This window comes from Isoptericola cucumis, assembly GCF_014635665.1.
Classification (GTDB): Bacteria; Actinomycetota; Actinomycetes; order Actinomycetales; family Cellulomonadaceae; genus Isoptericola; species Isoptericola cucumis.
Map to the genome: position 1 here is coordinate 97404 of NZ_BMDG01000010.1, position 17064 is coordinate 114467.

The 17064-nt window shown below is 73.9% G+C and carries 18 protein-coding genes; 6 read left to right on the forward strand and 12 right to left on the reverse strand.

The features are described 5' to 3' along the window. Positions 1–4: 4 nt before the first annotated feature. Together IEW03_RS14665 and IEW03_RS14670 are read right to left on the reverse strand one after the other, a co-directional pair. Complete coding sequence (locus tag IEW03_RS14665) at positions 5–478, reverse strand: GNAT family acetyltransferase (protein WP_188524447.1); 474 nt, start codon at positions 476–478, stop codon at positions 5–7. Then, complete coding sequence (locus tag IEW03_RS14670) at positions 475–1599, reverse strand: GuaB3 family IMP dehydrogenase-related protein (protein WP_188524448.1); 1125 nt, start codon at positions 1597–1599, stop codon at positions 475–477. Before IEW03_RS14670 ends, IEW03_RS14665 begins: the two co-directional genes overlap by 4 nt. Positions 1600–1748: 149 nt before the next feature. On the opposite strand from IEW03_RS14670, the gene IEW03_RS14675 reads away from it, so the two are divergent. Then, complete coding sequence (locus IEW03_RS14675; RefSeq protein WP_188524449.1) at positions 1749–2519, forward strand: exonuclease domain-containing protein; 771 nt, start codon at positions 1749–1751, stop codon at positions 2517–2519. A 21-nt stretch (positions 2520–2540) separates the two neighbouring features. Here the strand turns inward: IEW03_RS14675 and IEW03_RS14680 are convergent, their stop codons facing one another. Next, the gene (locus tag IEW03_RS14680) at positions 2541–3179 is read right to left on the reverse strand and encodes a Rid family hydrolase (RefSeq protein WP_188524450.1); all 639 of its coding nucleotides are present in this window, start codon (positions 3177–3179) and stop codon (positions 2541–2543) included. Positions 3180–3416: 237 nt separating this feature from the next. Between IEW03_RS14680 and IEW03_RS14685 the strand changes: the two genes are divergently transcribed. Next, entirely contained in the window at positions 3417–5045 is a 1629-nt protein-coding gene (locus IEW03_RS14685) for a flavin monoamine oxidase family protein (protein WP_188524451.1), read from the forward strand. Between the two features lie 93 nt (positions 5046–5138). Here IEW03_RS14685 and guaB read toward each other — a convergent pair whose 3' ends face one another. Beyond that, entirely contained in the window at positions 5139–6656 is a 1518-nt protein-coding gene (gene guaB, locus IEW03_RS14690; RefSeq protein ID WP_188524452.1) for an IMP dehydrogenase, read from the reverse strand. 72 nt (positions 6657–6728) lie between these two features. Continuing rightward, complete coding sequence (locus IEW03_RS14695; protein WP_188524453.1) at positions 6729–7853, reverse strand: MerR family transcriptional regulator; 1125 nt, start codon at positions 7851–7853, stop codon at positions 6729–6731. A gap of 202 nt (positions 7854–8055) precedes the next feature. Between IEW03_RS14695 and IEW03_RS14700 the strand changes: the two genes are divergently transcribed. Continuing rightward, positions 8056–8346, forward strand: a complete 291-nt coding sequence (locus IEW03_RS14700) for a WhiB family transcriptional regulator (protein WP_188524454.1) — start codon at positions 8056–8058, stop codon at positions 8344–8346. Between the two features lie 169 nt (positions 8347–8515). Here IEW03_RS14700 and groES read toward each other — a convergent pair whose 3' ends face one another. Then, on the reverse strand, positions 8516–8812 hold the full coding sequence (groES, locus tag IEW03_RS14705) for a co-chaperone GroES (protein ID WP_188524455.1): 297 nt from the start codon (positions 8810–8812) through the stop codon (positions 8516–8518). A gap of 234 nt (positions 8813–9046) precedes the next feature. On the opposite strand from groES, the gene IEW03_RS14710 reads away from it, so the two are divergent. Both IEW03_RS14710 and IEW03_RS14715 read left to right on the forward strand, forming a co-directional pair. Beyond that, entirely contained in the window at positions 9047–10285 is a 1239-nt protein-coding gene (locus IEW03_RS14710; protein WP_188524456.1) for a class I SAM-dependent methyltransferase, read from the forward strand. A gap of 69 nt (positions 10286–10354) precedes the next feature. Then, a complete protein-coding gene (locus IEW03_RS14715; protein WP_188524457.1) occupies positions 10355–11506 on the forward strand; it encodes a glutamate--cysteine ligase in 1152 nt (383 codons plus the stop codon). On the opposite strand, the gene IEW03_RS14720 is transcribed toward IEW03_RS14715, so the two are convergent. Together IEW03_RS14720 and tsaD are read right to left on the reverse strand one after the other, a co-directional pair. Beyond that, positions 11507–12466, reverse strand: a complete 960-nt coding sequence (locus IEW03_RS14720) for a class I SAM-dependent methyltransferase (RefSeq protein WP_229738160.1) — start codon at positions 12464–12466, stop codon at positions 11507–11509. It abuts the gene before it with no gap. 76 nt (positions 12467–12542) lie between these two features. Continuing rightward, on the reverse strand, positions 12543–13616 hold the full coding sequence (tsaD, locus tag IEW03_RS14725) for a tRNA (adenosine(37)-N6)-threonylcarbamoyltransferase complex transferase subunit TsaD (protein WP_188524458.1): 1074 nt from the start codon (positions 13614–13616) through the stop codon (positions 12543–12545). A 124-nt stretch (positions 13617–13740) separates the two neighbouring features. Here tsaD and IEW03_RS14730 point away from each other — a divergent pair, with 124 nt between their 5' ends. Then, entirely contained in the window at positions 13741–14361 is a 621-nt protein-coding gene (locus tag IEW03_RS14730; RefSeq protein WP_188524459.1) for a malonic semialdehyde reductase, read from the forward strand. Between the two features lie 111 nt (positions 14362–14472). Here IEW03_RS14730 and IEW03_RS14735 read toward each other — a convergent pair whose 3' ends face one another. From IEW03_RS14735 to tsaB, 4 genes are read right to left on the reverse strand one after another with little or no spacing between them, the layout of a single operon-like run. Then, positions 14473–14862 (reverse strand): MmcQ/YjbR family DNA-binding protein, encoded by a 390-nt coding sequence (locus tag IEW03_RS14735; RefSeq protein ID WP_188524460.1) that lies wholly within the window; start codon positions 14860–14862, stop codon positions 14473–14475. Between the two features lie 20 nt (positions 14863–14882). Next, a complete protein-coding gene (locus tag IEW03_RS14740) occupies positions 14883–15764 on the reverse strand; it encodes a sulfurtransferase (RefSeq protein WP_188524461.1) in 882 nt (293 codons plus the stop codon). After that, positions 15761–16318 carry a ribosomal protein S18-alanine N-acetyltransferase gene (gene rimI / locus IEW03_RS14745; RefSeq protein ID WP_188524462.1) on the reverse strand — a complete coding sequence of 186 codons (558 nt, stop codon included), beginning with the start codon at positions 16316–16318 and terminating at the stop codon, positions 15761–15763. The genes IEW03_RS14740 and rimI overlap by 4 nt, the downstream gene beginning before the upstream one ends. Continuing rightward, positions 16315–17052: a tRNA (adenosine(37)-N6)-threonylcarbamoyltransferase complex dimerization subunit type 1 TsaB gene (gene tsaB / locus IEW03_RS14750; RefSeq protein ID WP_188524463.1), complete on the reverse strand. Its 738-nt coding sequence runs from the start codon at positions 17050–17052 to the stop codon at positions 16315–16317. Before tsaB ends, rimI begins: the two co-directional genes overlap by 4 nt. Positions 17053–17064 lie beyond the last annotated feature (12 nt).

Sequence of the window (17064 nt, forward strand, 5' to 3'; positions counted from 1 at the left end):
CCGGCTACAGGTCGCGCCCGAGGACGACGCACTCCGCGTCCGTGTACCCGAGCGCCGCGTAGAAGCCCAGCACGCTCTCGTTGCCGTGGCGCACCATCAGGCGCACCTTGCGCACGCCCGCGCGACGCAACCAGTCCTCGGCCGCCGCCGTCGTGGCCCGGCCCAGCCCGCTGCCCTGCGCCCCAGGGTCGACGGCGAGGTAGTAGAGCCACCCGCGGTGACCGTCGTAGCCGACCACGGCGGAGGACATCACCACCCCGCCACGCACGCCGACGAGCACGGTCGACGTCGGCGTCGCCCGCGCGTCCGCGACGTCCCGGTGGGGGTCGTTCCACGGCCGCGTCAGCCCGCACGCGCGCCACAGCGCCACGACCTGCTCGACGTCGGCGTCCTCGATCTCCCGGAAGGCGACGTCGGGTGCCGGGCCGGGCTCGGTGGCCGAGCCGGCCGAGACCGTCGAGGACCCCGCCCTGCTCACCGCGGCTGGTACGGGGAGACGACGACCTCGACCCGCTGGAACTCCTTGAGGTCCGAGTAGCCGGTCGTGGCCATCGCCCGGCGCAGCGCGCCGACGAGGTTGAGCGTGCCGTCGGCCGCGCTGCTCGGGCCGAAGAGGATCTCCTCGAGGGTGCCCGCGGTGCCGACCGACACGCGCTCGCCCCGCGGCAGCTCCGAGTGGTGCGCCTCGGCGCCCCAGTGCCAGCCCCGGCCCGGAGCCTCGGAGGCGCGGGCGAGCGCGGCGCCGAGCATCACGGCGTCGGCGCCGCACGCGACGGCGCGCACGACGTCGCCCGACCGGCCGACTCCGCCGTCGGCGATGACGTGCACGTACCGGCCCCCGGACTCGTCGAGGTAGTCCCGCCGTGCGGCCGCGACGTCCGAGACGGCCGTCGCCATCGGCGCGTGGATGCCGAGGCCGACGCGCGTGGTGTGCGCGGCGCCGCCCCCGAAGCCGACGAGGACGCCCGCGGCGCCGGTGCGCATGAGGTGCAGCGCCGCGGTGTAGGTGGACGCCCCGCCCACGACGACGGGCACGTCGAGCTCGTAGATGAACCTCTTGAGGTTCAGCGGCTCGGCGTTGCCGGAGACGTGCTCGGCGGAGACGGTCGTGCCACGGATGACGAACAGGTCGACGCCCGCGTCGACCACCGTCTGGTAGTGCTCCTGCGTGCGCTGCGGCGACAGCGCGCCGGCGACCGTCACGCCGGCGGCCCGGATCTCCTTGAGCCGCTGCGTGATGAGCTCGGCCTTGATCGGCTCGGCGTAGATCTCCTGCATGCGCCGGGTGGCCTCGCCCGCCGGCAGCTCGCGGATCTCCGCGAGCAGCGGCTCCGGCGACTCGTACCGCGTCCAGAGGCCCTCGAGGTCGAGGACGCCGAGCCCGCCGTGGTTGCCCAGCGCGACGGCGGTGTCCGGGCTCATCACGGAGTCCATCGGGGCCGCCAGGATCGGCAGCTCGAAGTGGTAGGCGTCGATCTGCCACTCGACCGAGACGTCCTTCGGGTCGCGCGTGCGCCGCGAGGGCACCACCGCGATGTCGTCGAAGGAGTACGCGCGGCGGCCGCGCTTTCCACGCCCGATCTCGATCTCGTTGCTCACCGGGCCAGCCTACCGGCGCCCCGCCGGTGGGACCGAGGCGGGCCACGGCGGGGCGGTCGTGACGACCTGTCGGTGGCGGGTGGCACAGTCCGTGCCAGGCACGGCGGGGCAGCCCGCGAGGACGGCGGAGCGGGAACGGAGGGGCGGCGATGGGCCGGCTCGGGCACGACGACACGGGGTGGGCGCGCGGCCCCCTGCTCGGTTTCGACACCGAGACCACCGGGATCGACGTCGCGCACGACCGCATCGTGTCGGCCGCCGTCGTGCGGCGCGTGCCGGGCGAGCACACCGACGTGCGCACCTGGTTGATCGACCCGGGGGTCGCCATCCCCGCCGAGGCCACCGCCATCCACGGCATCACGACCGCCCACGCCCGGGCGCACGGACGCGCCCCGGAGGCCGCGCTCGAGGAGATCGCCGCGACGCTCGCCGACCAGCTGCGCGCCGACGCCCCCGTCGTCGCGTACAACGCCGCGTACGACCTCTCGCTCCTCGACGTGGAGCTGGGACGGCACGGCCTCGCGACGCTGCCCGAGCGCCTCGGGCGACCGGCGGCGCCGGTCGTCGACCCGCTCGTCCTCGACCGCTGGCTGGACGGCGCCCGGGAGGGCAAGCGCCGCCTCGGCGACCTGTGCGCGCTCTACGACGTGCACGGGGCGGGCGAACTGCACACCGCGGACGTCGACGTGCTGGCCACGCTGGACGTGCTCGACGCGCAGCTCGTGCGTCATCCGCACCTGCGGAGCGTGGCGCTCGACGCGCTGCACGCCGCCCAGGCGGGCGCCCACCGCGCGTGGGCGGAGCGCGTCAACGCCGAGCGGGCCGCCAGCCCCGAGGGCCGCCCACCCACGTCGACCGCCTGGCCCGCCGAGCCCCGGCCCGCCGAGCCCCGGGCCGTGCACCGAGCCCGGTCGGCCTAGACCCCGGCCTCACGGCGGCCGTCACCGCCCGTAGACCGCGTCGACCTCCACCTCGACGAGCCAGCCGTCCACCGGCAGGTTCTCGATCTCCAGCGCGAACCGGGAGGGGCGCCCGGCGTTGACGATCATGGGCTCGGTGGTCGCCGACCCGAGCTGGACCTCCAGGGGCTCCCCCGTGGACCGGTCGGTGTTCGCGAAGAACTGCCGGTACGCGCGGTTCCAGCCGGCGAAGTCCATCGCCGGCTCGCCGTCGGGGTTCTGCAGGAACACCCGCATCGACACGACGTCCTCGTACGACAGCCCGGCCGCCTCGAGGTTGGCGCCGATGCGTCGCAGGGCGTTGATCCCCTGCGCCTCGGTGAGCGTCACGCCGTCGGGCAGCTCGCCGTCGGGGAAGACGTCCGTGGGGATGTACCGCTCCTCGGCGGAGGCTCCCGGCGCGGTGTGCATCGCGGCGGGCCCGAGGCCGGACGACTTGTACAGCGCGACGTTCTTGCCGATGGCGACGCCGTCGGCGATCGACGCCGTGTCGCCCGTGACGAAGGACCGGACCTCGGTGGGCCGCGGCTCGAAGAGCCGGCTGCCGGCGTAGGCGGTGCCGGGGACGGCGACGGCCGCGGTGACGACGACGGCGAGAGCGACCTTGGTGGTGTTCTTCATGCGGGGAACGTAGGCCCGCGACGTTTCGCCCGGATGACGACCGCGCGTCGGACACAAGTTCCTGACCTGCGACGACATCACGAAACCGGATCGTTACCGCGGGCGACGGACCCGTCACGTCCCCGACACGCCCCCGTGACGACCGGCTCCTAGCGTCACCAGCGAGCTGACGGCGACCCCCGGCACACGGCCGGCCCTGGTCGGCCGCCAGAGATGTCGACAGAGAGGTTGTGCCGCATGGTCACAGACGAGCTGGTCACGGACGCGTCCACGTCCGGCGTCTCCCGCCGCGGGTTGCTCCAGGCCGTCGGCGTGGGCTCCGGTGCGGGGGTCATGTTCGCCACGATGGGCGCGCTGGGGCTCGCCCCGACCGCTGCTGCACAGCCCCGGGCCGACGCCTGGACCCCACCGCGCGGCAGCGACTTCACCCTGACCGGCCGTTCTGCCAAGAAGGTCGTGGTCGTCGGCGCCGGCCCAGCCGGCCTCGCCACGGCCTACGAGCTGCAGAAGGCGGGGTACCGGGTGACGGTGCTCGAGGCCCGGCACCGTCCCGGCGGTCGCACGCTCACGATCCGGGGCGGGGACTCCGAGACCGACGTCGACGGCGTCACCCAGACCGCGCGCTTCGCCGACGGCATCTACATGAACGCCGGTGCCGGGCGTATCGCGCAGTGGATGGTGACCATGGACTACCTCCGCGAGCTGGGCGTGCCGTACGAGGTCTTCACCAACGCGAACGCCGACGCCTACCTGTACAACGAGAGGTCGGGTGCCACGCCCGGCCGCCCGGTGCGCTACCGCACCGCGAAGGCCGACGTCTTCGGCTACACGTCGGAGCTGCTGCACCACGCGACGGACCAGGGCGCCCTGGACGCGAGGCTCACCGCGGACGACAAGGAGAACCTGCGGGAGTTCCTGCGCGGCTGGGGCTCTCTCAAGGCGGACGGCACCTACGCCGGCGGCGCCAACCGCGGTTACGAGGTCTACCCGTCGGCGTGGAACGCCCACGGCACGCCGCTGCCCGGCCCGGGCTCCGTGTCGGAGGTGCTGGCGTCACGGGTGGGCCAGTACTTCCCGTTCGAGATCAACTGGGAGCAGTCGATGCTCATGTTCCAGCCGAAGGGCGGCATGGACACGACGTACGAGTACTTCGTGCGCGCCATCGGCCGGCAGCACGTGCACTTCAGCTCGCCGGTGACGGGCGTGGAGAACACCGGCGGCGGTGTCCGCGTCACGTACACGCCCCCGCACGGCCGGGCACGGCAGGTCGAGGCGGACTTCGCTGTCGTCACCGCGCCGGCCGGGCTCATGCGGCGGTGGGACACCAACTGGGGCCCCGAGACCGACGCCGCGCTGGGCGAGTTCGCCGTCGGCTCCCCCGCGGGCAAGATCGGCCTGCAGTACCGGTCGCGTTTCTGGGAGGACGACCACCGCATCTACGGCGGCATCACCGAGACCGACATGGACCTTGCGCACGTCTGGTACCCCTCCTCCGGGTACGGCGAGCGCAAGGGGCTCGTCGTCGGCTACTACAACACCGGGGCGAACGCCCGCGCGTACGCGGACCTCACCCCACGGGAGCGCGAGCGGCGCGCCGTCGCGCAGGGCGTGAAGATCCACGGCGAGAAGTACCGCACCGAGCTGGAGAGCTCGTTCTCGATCGCGTGGCACAAGGTCCCGTACGTCGAGGGGGCGTGGGCGTACCCCGACACGACGTCGTCGGGCTTCAAGCACCTGCAGCAGGGCTCCGGCAACGTCTACTTCGCGGGCGACTGGATGTCGGAGGTCTCCGCCTGGCAGCACGGGGCGTTCTGGTCGGCCCGGTACGCGGTCCAGGCCCTGCATGCTCGGGTCATGGCGGGCTGACGCCCGCCCCACGCGCGACGACGATGCGACGAGGGCCCGGAGGTCACCCGCGCGGGGTGGCCTCCGGGCCCTCGTCGTCGTCCGGCGCCGGGCTCAGAAACCGGAGTAGTTCGGCGACTCGACCGTCATCTGCACGTCGTGGGGGTGGCTCTCCTTGAGGGAGGCCGACGTGATCCGCACGAACCGGCCCTTGCTCTGCAGCTCCGGGATGGTCCGGGCGCCCACGTAGAACATCGACTGGTGCAGCCCGCCGACGAGCTGGTGCGCCACCGCGTTGAGCGTTCCCTTGTACGGGACCTGCCCCTCGATGCCCTCGGGCACGATCTTGTCGTCGCTGGTGACCTCGGCCTGGAAGTACCGGTCCTTGGAGAACGACTTCTTGCCGCGCGACGACATGGCGCCCATCGAGCCCATGCCGCGGTACGCCTTGTACTGCTTGCCGTTGACGAGGATCGTGTCGCCGGGCGCCTCCTCGGTGCCCGCGAGCATCGAGCCGAGCATGACGGCCTCGGCGCCCGCGACGATCGCCTTGCCGATCTCGCCGGAGTGCCGCATGCCGCCGTCGGCGATCACCGGGATGCCGGCCGCCCGCGCCGCGAGCGACGCCTCGTAGACGGCGGTGATCTGCGGGACCCCGACACCCGTGACGATGCGCGTGGTGCAGATGGAGCCCGGACCCACGCCCACCTTGATGCCGTCGGCGCCCGTGTCGACGAACGACTGGGCGCCCTCCTTGGTGGCCACGTTGCCGCCGATCACCTGCACGTGGCGGGTGGCCGGGTCGGTCTTCAGCCGGCGGACCATGTCGATGAGCATCCCGACGTTGCCGTGCGCGGTGTCCGCGACCAGCACGTCGACGCCGGCGTCGATGAGCGTCGTCGCCCGCTCCCACGCGTCGCCGAAGTAGCCGATCGCCGCGCCGACGAGCAGCCGACCCTGGCTGTCCTTCGACGCGTCCGGGAACTGCTCGGACTTCACGAAGTCCTTCACCGTGATGAGCCCGGCCAGCCGGCCCTCGTCGTCCACCAGCGGCAGGCGCTCGAGCTTGTGCTTGCGCAGCAGCAGCGTCGCGTCGTCGCGCGCGATGCCCGCCGGGCCGGTGATGAGCGGCGCGGGGGTCATGACCTCGGAGACCTTGGTCGTGGCCCACTCGGCCACGGGGGTGAAGCGCAGGTCGCGGTTGGTGACGATGCCGATGAGGCGGCCGCCCGCGTCCACCACGGGGAAGCCGGAGATGCGGTACTCGCCGGCCCGCTTGTCGAGCTCCTCCAGCGTCGCGTCCGGGCCGATCGTCACCGGGTTGGAGATGATGCCGGTCTGCGTGCGCTTCACGAGGTCGACCTGGTACGCCTGGTCCTCGATGGACAGGTTGCGGTGCAGCACGCCGATGCCGCCCTGACGGGCCATCGCGATCGCCATCCGGGACTCGGTGACGGTGTCCATCGCCGCGGACACGAGCGGCACGCGCAGCGAGATCTCGCGCGTCAGGCGCGAGGTGGTGTCGATGTCCGACGGCGCCAGGTCCGAGTACCCCGGCAGCAGCAGCACGTCGTCGTAGGTCAGGCCGAGGAATCCGAACGGGTCGTGCGCAGGCGAGGTCGAGTCCGTCATGACAAGAGTCTACGTTCCCGGGCGCGCCGTTATTCCGGCCCGTCCGGGCGCGTGACGACGCTCACCCCCACCTCAGCCGACGACGGCGAGCACCTCGTGCAGCATGCCCGTGAAGGAGCGCACGCGCTGGACGGTGGCGGCGAGCGGCAGCTCGCCCGCGGCGTCGTCCCGGCTCAGCCCGACCACGATCGGGAGCTCGGGGAAGCCCTCGTGCACCGCGTGCACGACGTCGAGGTCCGGCCGGCGCTGCGACGTGGCGAGGACGAGCGCCGCCGGGCGCACCATCGTCACCAGCTCCAGCGACCGGTGCGTGCTGGCGGGGCCGGTGACGATCCGCACCGTGGCACCCTTCGCCGTCAGCGCCGCGGCGAGCGCGTGCGCCGACAGCGGCACCACCTCGTCCGGCGCGGCGAAGATCAGCACGATCTTGCGCATGCGGCTGGGGTGGTTGGCGGGCGGTGACCCGCCGGCGACCATCGCCTGCTCGAACGCCTCCGTGAAGTCCCGCAGCGCGTGCAGCACCGCGGTGGCCAGCACGACCTCGGGCACCGCGCCCGGCCCGGCCAGCACGGTGCGCTGCGCGACGCGCTGCCACGCCGGCTCGACCACCTGCGTCCACCACGCCGCCGGGTCCCCGTGGGCGGGGATGCGCAGCAGGTCGTCGCACGCCGCCTGGTCGTAGGCCAGGGTCGCGTCGACGACGGCGGAGACCCGCCCGGAAGCGCTCCCACCCGCGCCGACGCCGTTGGGCTGCTGCGGCTGCTGCCGGCCCTCGCCGCCGCCCGGGATCGCCCGCAGGTGCGCACGCGCCGGGCGCGGGCCGCTGTCCGCGGGCCGGGCGTCCTCCGCGTCGTCCTGGTCGGGCTCGTCCTCGACGTCCTGCTGCGCCTCGGCGGACGCCTCCTCAGCCGCCTCGAGCTCCTCGACCCCCGCCTCCAGGGCCGCCTGCGCGGCGTCCACGGGCGCGACGCCCTCGAGGGTGAGCCGGCGCATCACGAGCAGCCGCGCCACGTCCTCCGGCGTGTAGCGACGGTGGGAGCCCGCGGTCCGGGCCGACGGACCGAGCCCGTAGCGACGGTCCCAGGTGCGGAGGGTCGCGGGGGCGACCCCCAGGCGCCGGGCGACCGCAGCGACGGCGAGGCCGGGGCTCGACGCGCGAGACCCGCCCCGCTCGGGGACGGGTCGGGAAGAGGTCATGACCTCGATTCTGCCGAGTGGGACACCCCGTCGCCACCGCGCGGACGGGCGCGCCTCGAACCCGGCACGATGCATCGATCAAAGCCGTTCAGATGCCGCTCGAAATCATTCAGGGCTCTCGCGAAAGTTGAACACTAAACTGTTCATTTCCGCAGGACACCGGGTATTGAACAACTTCTGCACAACTTGTAGGTTGTTCGCCATGACGGAGATCTCGAGGCTGCCTGGACCGGTCATGGAGCTGTGGGAGTGGCAGTACCAGGGCTCGTGCCGCGACGCGGACGACACCCTGTTCTTCCACCCCGAGGGTGAGCGGGGGTCCACCCGACGACGGCGGGCCGAGGCCGCCAAGGCGATCTGCCGCAGCTGCCCCGTCATGCTGCAGTGCCGGGAGCAGTCGCTGCGCGTGCGCGAGCCGTACGGCGTCTGGGGCGGGCTGAGCGAGGACGAGCGGTCGTCCATCCTCGCCGGCGCCGCACGCAAGACCGGCTGAGCACGACCGGCCGAGCACGACCTGCCGGGCACCGCACCACGCACCGACGACGTGCACCTGGGCACGCCGACCGACACCGTCACGCGCCGCGGGCCCACCCCGGACGCGCGAGAGCCCCGCACCGGACCGGTGCGGGGCTCTCGCGTCTGCAGCGTGTCGTGCGGCTGTGTCAGCCGACGACGACGGCGAGGATGTCGCGCGCCGAGAGGACCAGGTAGTCCTCGCCGGCGTACTTGACCTCGGTGCCGCCGTACTTGCTGTAGATGACCTTGTCGCCGACCTTGACGTCGACCGGGACACGGTTGCCCTTGTCGTCGAAGCGGCCGTCGCCCACTGCCAGGACCTCGCCCTCCTGGGGCTTCTCCTTGGCGGTGTCCGGGATGACCAGGCCGGAAGCGGTCGTGGTCTCGGCCTCGATGGCCTTGACGACGATCCGGTCCTCGAGCGGCTTGATGGGGACCGACACGTCGGACCTCCTTGTTTCGCGGTGCGTGATGGACTGATCTCGCGCCCGGCGGCTGGCCGTCGTCGCGGGTGCCGGTGACAGCCTGCGGTCGCTGACGACAAATCTAGGCAGCCGTTAGCACTCTGACAAGTCGAGTGCCAGAAGTTCACCGAGAGCGTCGCGCCCGGCACGCCCCGTCACCGGCGTCACCGGCCCGTCGACCGACAGCCCCGCGACACCTGCGACGATGGACGGATGGACACCCCCTCCCTGGCCAGGCTGCTCAGTCCCGAGGGGTGGGCCCTGCTCAACGCCCTGCCGCCGTACGACGAGAAGCAGGCGATGGCGCTGGCCACGCGGCTGCGGGCGGACGGCGTCGACCCGGAGCTGGCTGCCGCCGCGCTCACCCAGTCGCGGCTGCGCGCCAAGGCCCGGGCGAAGCTCGGCGACTTCGCGGACGGCATGCTCTTCACCCCCGACGGCCTCGAGCAGGCCACCCGGCTCGTCGTGGCGGCACTGCACGCCCGTCGCTACCTCGCGGCCGGCGTCACCAAGGTCGCCGACCTCACCAGCGGGATCGGCGCCGACGCGCTCGCGTTCGCCGGCGTCGGCCTCCAGGTGCTCGCCACCGACGTCGACGAGGTCACCGCCGCCGCGGCCACCGTCAACCTGCGCCACTTCCCCGAGGCGGAGGTGCGGCACACCGACGGCCTCACGCTCGACCTCGCGGCCGAGGGCGTCGACGGCGTGTACGCCGACCCGGCGCGGCGTACCCGCGGGGGGCGGCGCGTGTTCGACCCCGCCGCCTACGCTCCCCCGCTGGACGCGGTGTGGGCCCTGCGCACGCAGGTGCCCGCCCTGGGCATCAAGGTCGGCCCCGGCATCCCCCACCAGGGCCTGCCCGACGACGCCGAGACGCAGTGGGTGTCCGTCGACGGCGACGTCGTGGAGGCCGGGCTCTGGTTCGGCCCCCTCGCCCCGGACGGTCCGGGACGCTCGGCCCTCGTCCTGGCCGCGGTGCCGGACGGCGCCGGGGGCAGCCGGACGGCGACGCGCGTGCTGCGGACGGGCCCGGGCGACGAGCTCGTCCCCGACGTCGGCGCCGTCGGCGGGTACCTCTACGAGCCCGACGGCGCGGTCATCCGCGCCGGGCTGGTGGCGCACGCGGCGGCCGAGCTGGGCGGGCGGCTCCTGGACCGCACCATCGCCTACGTCACGACCGACCAGCCCGCGCCGGCCCCCGCGGACGGCGCGCCGCCGGTCGCCACCGGCTACCGCGTGCTCGACGTCATGGGGTTCAGCCTCAAGCGCCTCAAGGCCTACCTCCGCGAGCGGGGCGTCGGGCGGGTGACGATCAAGAAGCGCGGCACCGCCGTGACGCCCGAGCAGCTGCGCTCCCAGCTCTCCCTCCGGGGCGATGCCGAGGCCACGCTCGTCCTCACGCGGATCGACGGCGCGCAGCACGTGCTCGTCGTCGAACCGCTCGCCGGCTGAGGCGCTCGTCACTGCCGTGAGGCGGTCTCGACGGGCTCGATCGTCGGTGCGCGTGGAAGCATTGCCCACATGGTGCTGGACTTCGCCCCCTCGGAGCGGTCGAGCGTCGGCCTGGAGTGGGAGCTCGCCCTGGTCGACGCCGACTCGGGCAACCTCCGGCAGGTGGCGCCCGCGGTCATCGACGCGCTGACCGACGACGCCCGGCACCGGTTCGTCAAGCCCGAGTTCCTGCGCAACACGCTCGAGGTGATCAGCGACGTGCGGCGCACGGTGCCCGACGCCGTCGCCGACCTCGAGCAGGGCATCGAGGCGATCCGCGAGATCACCGCCCCCATGCGGGTCGAGCTCATGGGCGCCGGCACCCACCCGTTCGCGCAGTGGGCGCAGCAGAAGGTGACCGACAAGGAGCGGTACGCCACCGTCGTCGACCGGGCACAGGTGCTGGGCCGCCAGCAGATCGTCTACGGCGTGCACGCCCACGTGGGCATCGAGGACCGCGCCAAGGTGCTGCCCATCGTGAACTCCCTGCTGGTGCACCTGCCGTACCTGCAGGTGCTGTCGGCTTCCTCCCCGTTCTTCGGTGCGGACGACACCGGCTATGCGTCGATGCGGACGATGATCTTCCAGCAGCTGCCCACGGCGGGGCTGCCGTACCAGTTCGCCGCGTGGTCCGAGCTCGAGCGGTACGTCGACGACATGCTGCACACGGGCGTCATCGACGACTTCACGGAGGTGCGCTGGGACGTCCGCCCGGCGCCGCACTTCGGCACCGTCGAGGTGCGCATCTGCGACGGCACGTCCAACGCGGGCGAGCTGGCCACCATCGGCGCGCTGGTGCACTGCCTGGTCGAGCGGATGTCCACCCTGCTCGACGAGGGGTGCACGCTGCCGACCATGCCGCCGTGGTTCGTGCACGAGAACAAGTGGCGGGCGGCCCGGTACGGGCTCGACGCGATCATCATCCTCGACGACGCGGGCAACGAGGAGCTCGTCACGGACGCCCTCCCGCGCCTGCTGGACGACCTCGCCCCGGTCGCCGAGCGGCTGGGCTGCGCGGCCGAGCTCGACGGCGTGCACGAGATCCTGCGGGCCGGCGCGTCGTACCAGCGCCAGCGCGCCGTCGCCGCGGCGCACGGCGGCGGCGCGGACGGCCTGGAGGCCGTCGTGAGCTCGCTGGTGGCGGAGCTGCGCGCCGGCCGCCCTCTCCCCGCGACCGGGTAGCTACTCCCGCTCGAAGTCCCACACGATGAGCACCGGCGCACCGGCGTAGGCCGAGCGTGCGGCGGCCTCGACCCACGGCATCATCTCCCAGACGTTCGGGGGCCTGGACGGGTCCGCGAGCTCCAGGTCCGAGGCGGGGTCGAAGCCGCCCGTCCCGTCGTGGGCGGCGGCGGTGAAGTCGCGACCGCCGTCGGCGTCGTCGGCCCCTCCCCCGGCGTACTCCCTGCAGAACCGGGGAGCCAGGCCCACGGGCAGCGCCGCCTGCAGGTACTCGCTGGTCGCGTGCCGCCAGTTCGGGATGTAGCCGAACTCGCCGTCCGCGCCCTCGACGAGCGGGTACAGCGGCGACCCGATGTAATAACCGCGCGTGTCGGAGACGACGAGGTGGCCTCCCGGCCGCAGCACGCGCGCGACCTCGGCGAACACGGGGCCGAGGTCCCGCACGTGGCTCAGGGCGAGCGTGACGACCACCAGGTCGGCGGAGGCGTCCGGCACCGGCAGGTCGTGCAGGTCCGCCTCGGCGAACCGGGCGCCGGGGACCTTCGCGCGGGCGATCTCGAGCATGTCGCGAGAGGTGTCGAAGGCGAGCACCTCGTGCCCCTGCTCGACCAGCCACCCGGTGTGCCGGCCGGTGCCGCACGCGGCGTCGATCACGACGCCGGGCTCGGCCCGCTCCAGAAGCGGGCGGACCAGCGGCTCCTCCATCCCCCAGAACCCGTTCGGCCCGGCGTCGTACCGGGGAGCCCAGTGGCGGTAACCCTCCCGGGTATCGATCGGCGGCACGTCGTGACCAGGGCCGAGGCCCTCGGCCGCGTCGAGCAGGGCGCGGACGTCGGCGAGCCGCGCCTCGACGAACGCGCGGTCGTGCTCGCCGGCGAAGGCGCGCATCAGCGCCACGCCCTCCAGGCCGACGAGGTACGCGAGCGGGTGCTGGTGGATCGTCGGGAGATCGGTGTGCACGGCCGCGACGCTACCGACGCCCTCCCTCGGCGACGAAGGCCTTTTCCGCAGGGCGAGAGCCGGTGCCGACGGTCGGTCAGACCGTGATGGTCGCCATCGGCATGGAGGAGTCGACGGGGACGTCGAGGTCCGACGGCGCGACACCGGCCCGGACCACGGCGGAGCCGAGCGCCGCGATCATCGCCCCGTTGTCCGTGCAGTAGCGGATCGGCGGGATGTGCAGCTCGATGCCCGCCTCGGCGCACCGGCTCGCGGCGAGCTCGCGCAGCTGGCTGTTCGCGGAGAACCCGCCGCCGATGACGAGGGAGTCGACGTCGTGCCGGCGGCAGGCCGCGATGGTCTTGGCGGTGAGCACGTCGGCCACGGCGGCCGCGAACGACGCCGCGACGTCGGCGAGGGGCACCTCGCGGCCGGCGTCCACGCACGCCTCGATCCACCGGGCCACCGCCGTCTTCAGCCCGGAGAAGGAGAAGTCGTCCGCGTGCTTCGCCTGGAACTTGGCCGCGGTGAGGCCCCGCGGGAACCGGATCGCCTCGGGGTCGCCCTCGCGGGCGAGGCGGTCGACGTGCGGGCCGCCCGGGTAGGGCAGGCCCAGCAGGCGCCCGACCTTGTCGAACGCCTCCCCCGCCGCGTCGTCCAGGGTGGAGCCGAGCTCGGTGACGTCGGTCGCGACGTCGTCGATCATCAGGAGCGAGCTGTGCCCGCCCGAGACGACGAGGGCCATCGTGCGCCCGCTGAACGGGCCGTCGACGAGCTGGTTCACGGCCGCGTGCCCGATGACGTGGTTGACGCCGTACAGCGGCTTGCCGAGCCCGATCGACAGGGCCTTGGCCGCCGACGCGCCGATCGTCAGCGGCCCGACGAGGCCGGGGCCGGCGGTGACGGCGATCGCGTCGACCTCGGACAGGTCGACGTCGGCCTCCCCCAGCGCGCGGCGGATGGTGGGGACCATCGCCTCGAGGTGGGCGCGGCTGGCCACCTCCGGGATGATGCCGCCGTACCGGGCGTGCTCGTCCATCGAGCTGGCGACCGCGTCGACCAGCAGCGTGTCACCGCGGACGAGGGCGACGCCCGTCTCGTCGCAGGACGTCTCGATGCCGAGGACGAGGGGGTCACCGGCGTGCGTCGTTCCAGGAGTCGGTGCGGCCATGACGACCATGATCGCACCACGGCCGGTCCGCCCCGCCCGTCACGGCCCGGTCCCGCCACCCGGCGTGACGGGCGTCACCGCTCGATCAGGAATCATGCGTCTGCATCTATCCGTTCAGGCAATCATGACCGAGACCCTGACGCACCCGACCGCGCTCGCCGTCGGCGACGACGTGGCCGACCTCCTGTTCCGCACCGCCCGCACCACCTCGCTGTGGACCGACGCCGAAGTGAGCGACGACGAGCTCCGCGCCGCCTGGGACCTGGCCAAGTTCGGCCCCACGGCGATGAACATCCTCCCGCTGCGCGTGCTGGCCGTGCGCTCCGACGAGGCGAAGGCCCGCCTGGTCCCCCACATGGCGGACGGCAACAAGGCGAAGGTCGAGGCCGCCCCGGTCTCCCTCGTCCTCGCGGCCGACCCGGCCTTCCACGAGCACCTCGACACGCTCTTCCCGATCTACCCGGGCATGAAGGACCAGCTCGCCCCCGCTGTCGAGGCGCGCGAGGCGATGGCCCGCAAGAACGCCCTCATCCAGGCCGGCTACCTCATGGTCGGCATCCGGGCCGCCGGCCTCGCCGCCGGCCCGATGGACGGCATGGACAACGACGGCGTGGACGCCGAGTTCTTCGCCTCCTCCGGCTGGAAGTCGTTCATGGTGATCAACGTCGGCCACGCCGACGGCGAGGGCTCCCCGTACCCGCGCGGCCCGCGCCTGGCGTTCGAGCAGGTCGCCGAGATCCTCTGATCGGGTCCCCTCCCCCCGTTCGTCCCCGCGCCCCCGGGCCGTCCCTTCCGGACGGCCCGGGGGCGCGGTGCGTCCGGCACCGGGCCGGGCGTCGGGCGTCGGGCCGAAGGCTCAGGCGCGGACCTGCCCGAACGTGTCGGGGTCGACGGGGCGCTGCGCCCGGGGCAGGTTCTTCTCGATCACCAGCAGGTACGACTCCGTGACGAGGTCCTCGACCAGCTGCGGGTCGATCCCGGCGCCCTCGTTCAGCGTGATCCAGTGCCGCTTGTTCATGTGATAGCCCGGGGTGATCTCCGGGAAGGCCTCGCGCAGCGCCGCACCGTCGGCGGGCCGCGCCTTGACGATCACGATCGGCTCGCCGGTCACGCGGGTCTGGAGCATGAACACCCGGCCCCGCACCGTGAACACGTCCCAGTCGGGCCCGAACGGGTGCTCGAGGTCGGCACCCGGCAGCTCCGCGGTCCGCGCGGCGGCCCGCTCCTGGATGGCTCGTCCGTCCATGTCGCGGCTCCGGCGCGTGCCTAGGGGCGCGGCCCGGTGGCGACGGGCCGGCTCTCGTCGTTCGACCACTGCGACCACGAGCCGGGGTACAGCGCCGCCGGCACGCCGGCGCAGGCGAGCGCCGCGACCTCGTGGGACGCCGTCACCCCGGACCCGCAGTACACGCCCACCCCGGCCGAGCCCGGGTCGGCCGTGAGGCCCAGGTCGGCGAAGCGCTCCCGCAGCGCCGCGTCGGGCAGGAAGGTCCCGTCGTCGGCGAGGTTCTCGGCCGTCGGCGCCGACACGGCGCCGGGGACGTGCCCCGCCCGCGGGTCCACAGGCTCGACCTCTCCGCGGTACCGCTCGCCCGCGCGGGCGTCGAGCAGCGTGCCGTCCTCCGCCAGGTCGGCCGCCTCGTCGGCGTCCAGCACCGGCAGGTGCCCGGGGCGCACGACGACGTCTCCCGGCCCGCGCACGACCTCCCCGACCTCCAGCGCCTGGCCCGCGCGCACCCACGCCGGCAGGCCGCCGTCGAGGATCCGCACGTCGTCGAGCCCGAAGTAGCGCAGCACCCACCAGGCGCGGGCGGCGGACGTGCCGCCCACCGTGTCGTACACGACGACGCGCGAGCCCTGCCGCAGCCCCCAGCGCCGGGCGGACGCCTGGAGCTCGGAGGCCGACGGCAGCGGGTGCCGGCCGTGCTCGGGCGACGGCGTGGACGCCAGCTCGGTCTCCAGGTCGACGTACACGGCCCCCGGCAGGTGTCCGGAGAGGTAGCGCTCGTGGCCGTCCGTCATCCCGAGCGCCCAGCGCACGTCGAGCAGCACCGGCGCGCCGGTGGCCGGGTCGGGGCCGGTGCCGAGCTGCAGGTCGGCGACCAGCTCGTCGACACCGACGAGGACCTGCTCGCGGGCCGCCGTCACGACGCGCCTCCCGCCGGCCCGCCGGGCGCCGCGGGGGACGACAGGTCGAGCCGCATGGTGAAGGCGTCCTTGTCCTCCGGCTGGTAGTAGCGGCGGCGCAGCCCGATGCGCTCGAACCCAGCCTTGGCGTACAGCGAGAGCGCCGCGTCGTTGTCGACGCGGACCTCGAGCAGCACGGCACCCGCCTTGAGCTGCCGGGCGCGCTCGACGAGCGCGTCCAGCAGCGCGCGGCCGACGCCGTGGCGCTGGTAGGCGGGGTCGACGCCGATGGTCATGACCTGGGCGACGTCGCCGTCGAACCACAGGCCGGCGTACCCCACGACGGGCTTGGGGCCCGGCCCGTACACCGCGACGGCGTCCGGACCGGCGGGCTCCGCCACGACGTACCAGCGCCCGAGGGCGCCGAGCTCGTCCGCGAGCATGCCGTACGTCCAGGCGCCTGCGCCGAACAGGGCGCGCTCGAGCTGCAGCACGCGGTCGAAGTCCACGCTGCGCAGCGGCCGCAGCCGGCAGGTGGGGGTGTAGCCCTCCTCGGGCCGCGCGGTCGCGGTCATGCCGGCCTCCCCGTGGCGGGCACCAGCCGGGACGTGCCCGCCGGGGCCTGCACGTCGGGGCGGCGCAGGTAGAGCGGCTCGGTGGGCAGGTCCTCCCCGGCGGCCCGGCGCGCGAGGGCGACCCGCGCGAGCACGGTGGCGTCACAGACCAGCGGCGCGTCGTCGTCCGGCGGGAGCACGTCCGCGTACAGCTGGGCGCCCTCGCCGACGACCACGAGCCGCCCGTCCGCCGCGGGGACCGCGAGCTGGGTGTCCGCCACGCCGGCGGCCTTCGCGACGTCCGGCCCGGCCAGCGTGCGCACCACGGGGACGCCGTGCGGCCCCTCGTGGGCGACGACGGCGTACCGCGCCCAGTAGACCTCCTTGCGGCGGGCGTCGGACGCGACCAGCACCTCGTCGCCGGGGGCGAGGCCGAGGTCCGCGACGGCCTGCACGGCCAGGGCGTCCACGCTCGGGACGCCGAGGACGTCGATCCCGAGGCTCAGCGCCAGGGTGCGCGCGGTGACCAGACCGACGCGCAGGCCCGTGAACGGCGCGGGACCGGTGCCGACGGCGATCGCGGTGAGCGCGGAGCGGTCGAGACCGGCGTCGTCGAGGACGGCGGCGACGAGCGGGGCGAGCGACTCGGCGTGCCGCCGGCGCTCGGACGAGGTGCGGGCCGCGAGCCGGCTCCCGTCGGTGTCCACGAGGGCGACGGCGACGGCTGCGGAGGTGTCGAGAGCGAGGACTGCCACGCCCCCAGCCTA

What these genes read in the sequence shown, in the direction of transcription:
- IEW03_RS14675 (WP_188524449.1), top strand. Translation starts at nt 1,749, where the DNA reads ATGGGCCGGCTCGGGCACGACGACACGGGGTGGGCGCGCGGCCCCCTG.
- IEW03_RS14680 (WP_188524450.1), bottom strand. Translation starts at nt 3,179, where the DNA reads ATGAAGAACACCACCAAGGTCGCTCTCGCCGTCGTCGTCACCGCGGCC.
- IEW03_RS14685 (WP_188524451.1), top strand. Translation starts at nt 3,417, where the DNA reads ATGGTCACAGACGAGCTGGTCACGGACGCGTCCACGTCCGGCGTCTCC.
- guaB (WP_188524452.1), bottom strand. Translation starts at nt 6,656, where the DNA reads ATGACGGACTCGACCTCGCCTGCGCACGACCCGTTCGGATTCCTCGGC.
- IEW03_RS14695 (WP_188524453.1), bottom strand. Translation starts at nt 7,853, where the DNA reads ATGACCTCTTCCCGACCCGTCCCCGAGCGGGGCGGGTCTCGCGCGTCG.
- IEW03_RS14700 (WP_188524454.1), top strand. Translation starts at nt 8,056, where the DNA reads ATGACGGAGATCTCGAGGCTGCCTGGACCGGTCATGGAGCTGTGGGAG.
- IEW03_RS14710 (WP_188524456.1), top strand. Translation starts at nt 9,047, where the DNA reads ATGGACACCCCCTCCCTGGCCAGGCTGCTCAGTCCCGAGGGGTGGGCC.
- IEW03_RS14715 (WP_188524457.1), top strand. Translation starts at nt 10,355, where the DNA reads ATGGTGCTGGACTTCGCCCCCTCGGAGCGGTCGAGCGTCGGCCTGGAG.
- tsaD (WP_188524458.1), bottom strand. Translation starts at nt 13,616, where the DNA reads ATGGCCGCACCGACTCCTGGAACGACGCACGCCGGTGACCCCCTCGTC.
- IEW03_RS14730 (WP_188524459.1), top strand. Translation starts at nt 13,741, where the DNA reads ATGACCGAGACCCTGACGCACCCGACCGCGCTCGCCGTCGGCGACGAC.
- IEW03_RS14735 (WP_188524460.1), bottom strand. Translation starts at nt 14,862, where the DNA reads ATGGACGGACGAGCCATCCAGGAGCGGGCCGCCGCGCGGACCGCGGAG.
- rimI (WP_188524462.1), bottom strand. Translation starts at nt 16,318, where the DNA reads ATGACCGCGACCGCGCGGCCCGAGGAGGGCTACACCCCCACCTGCCGG.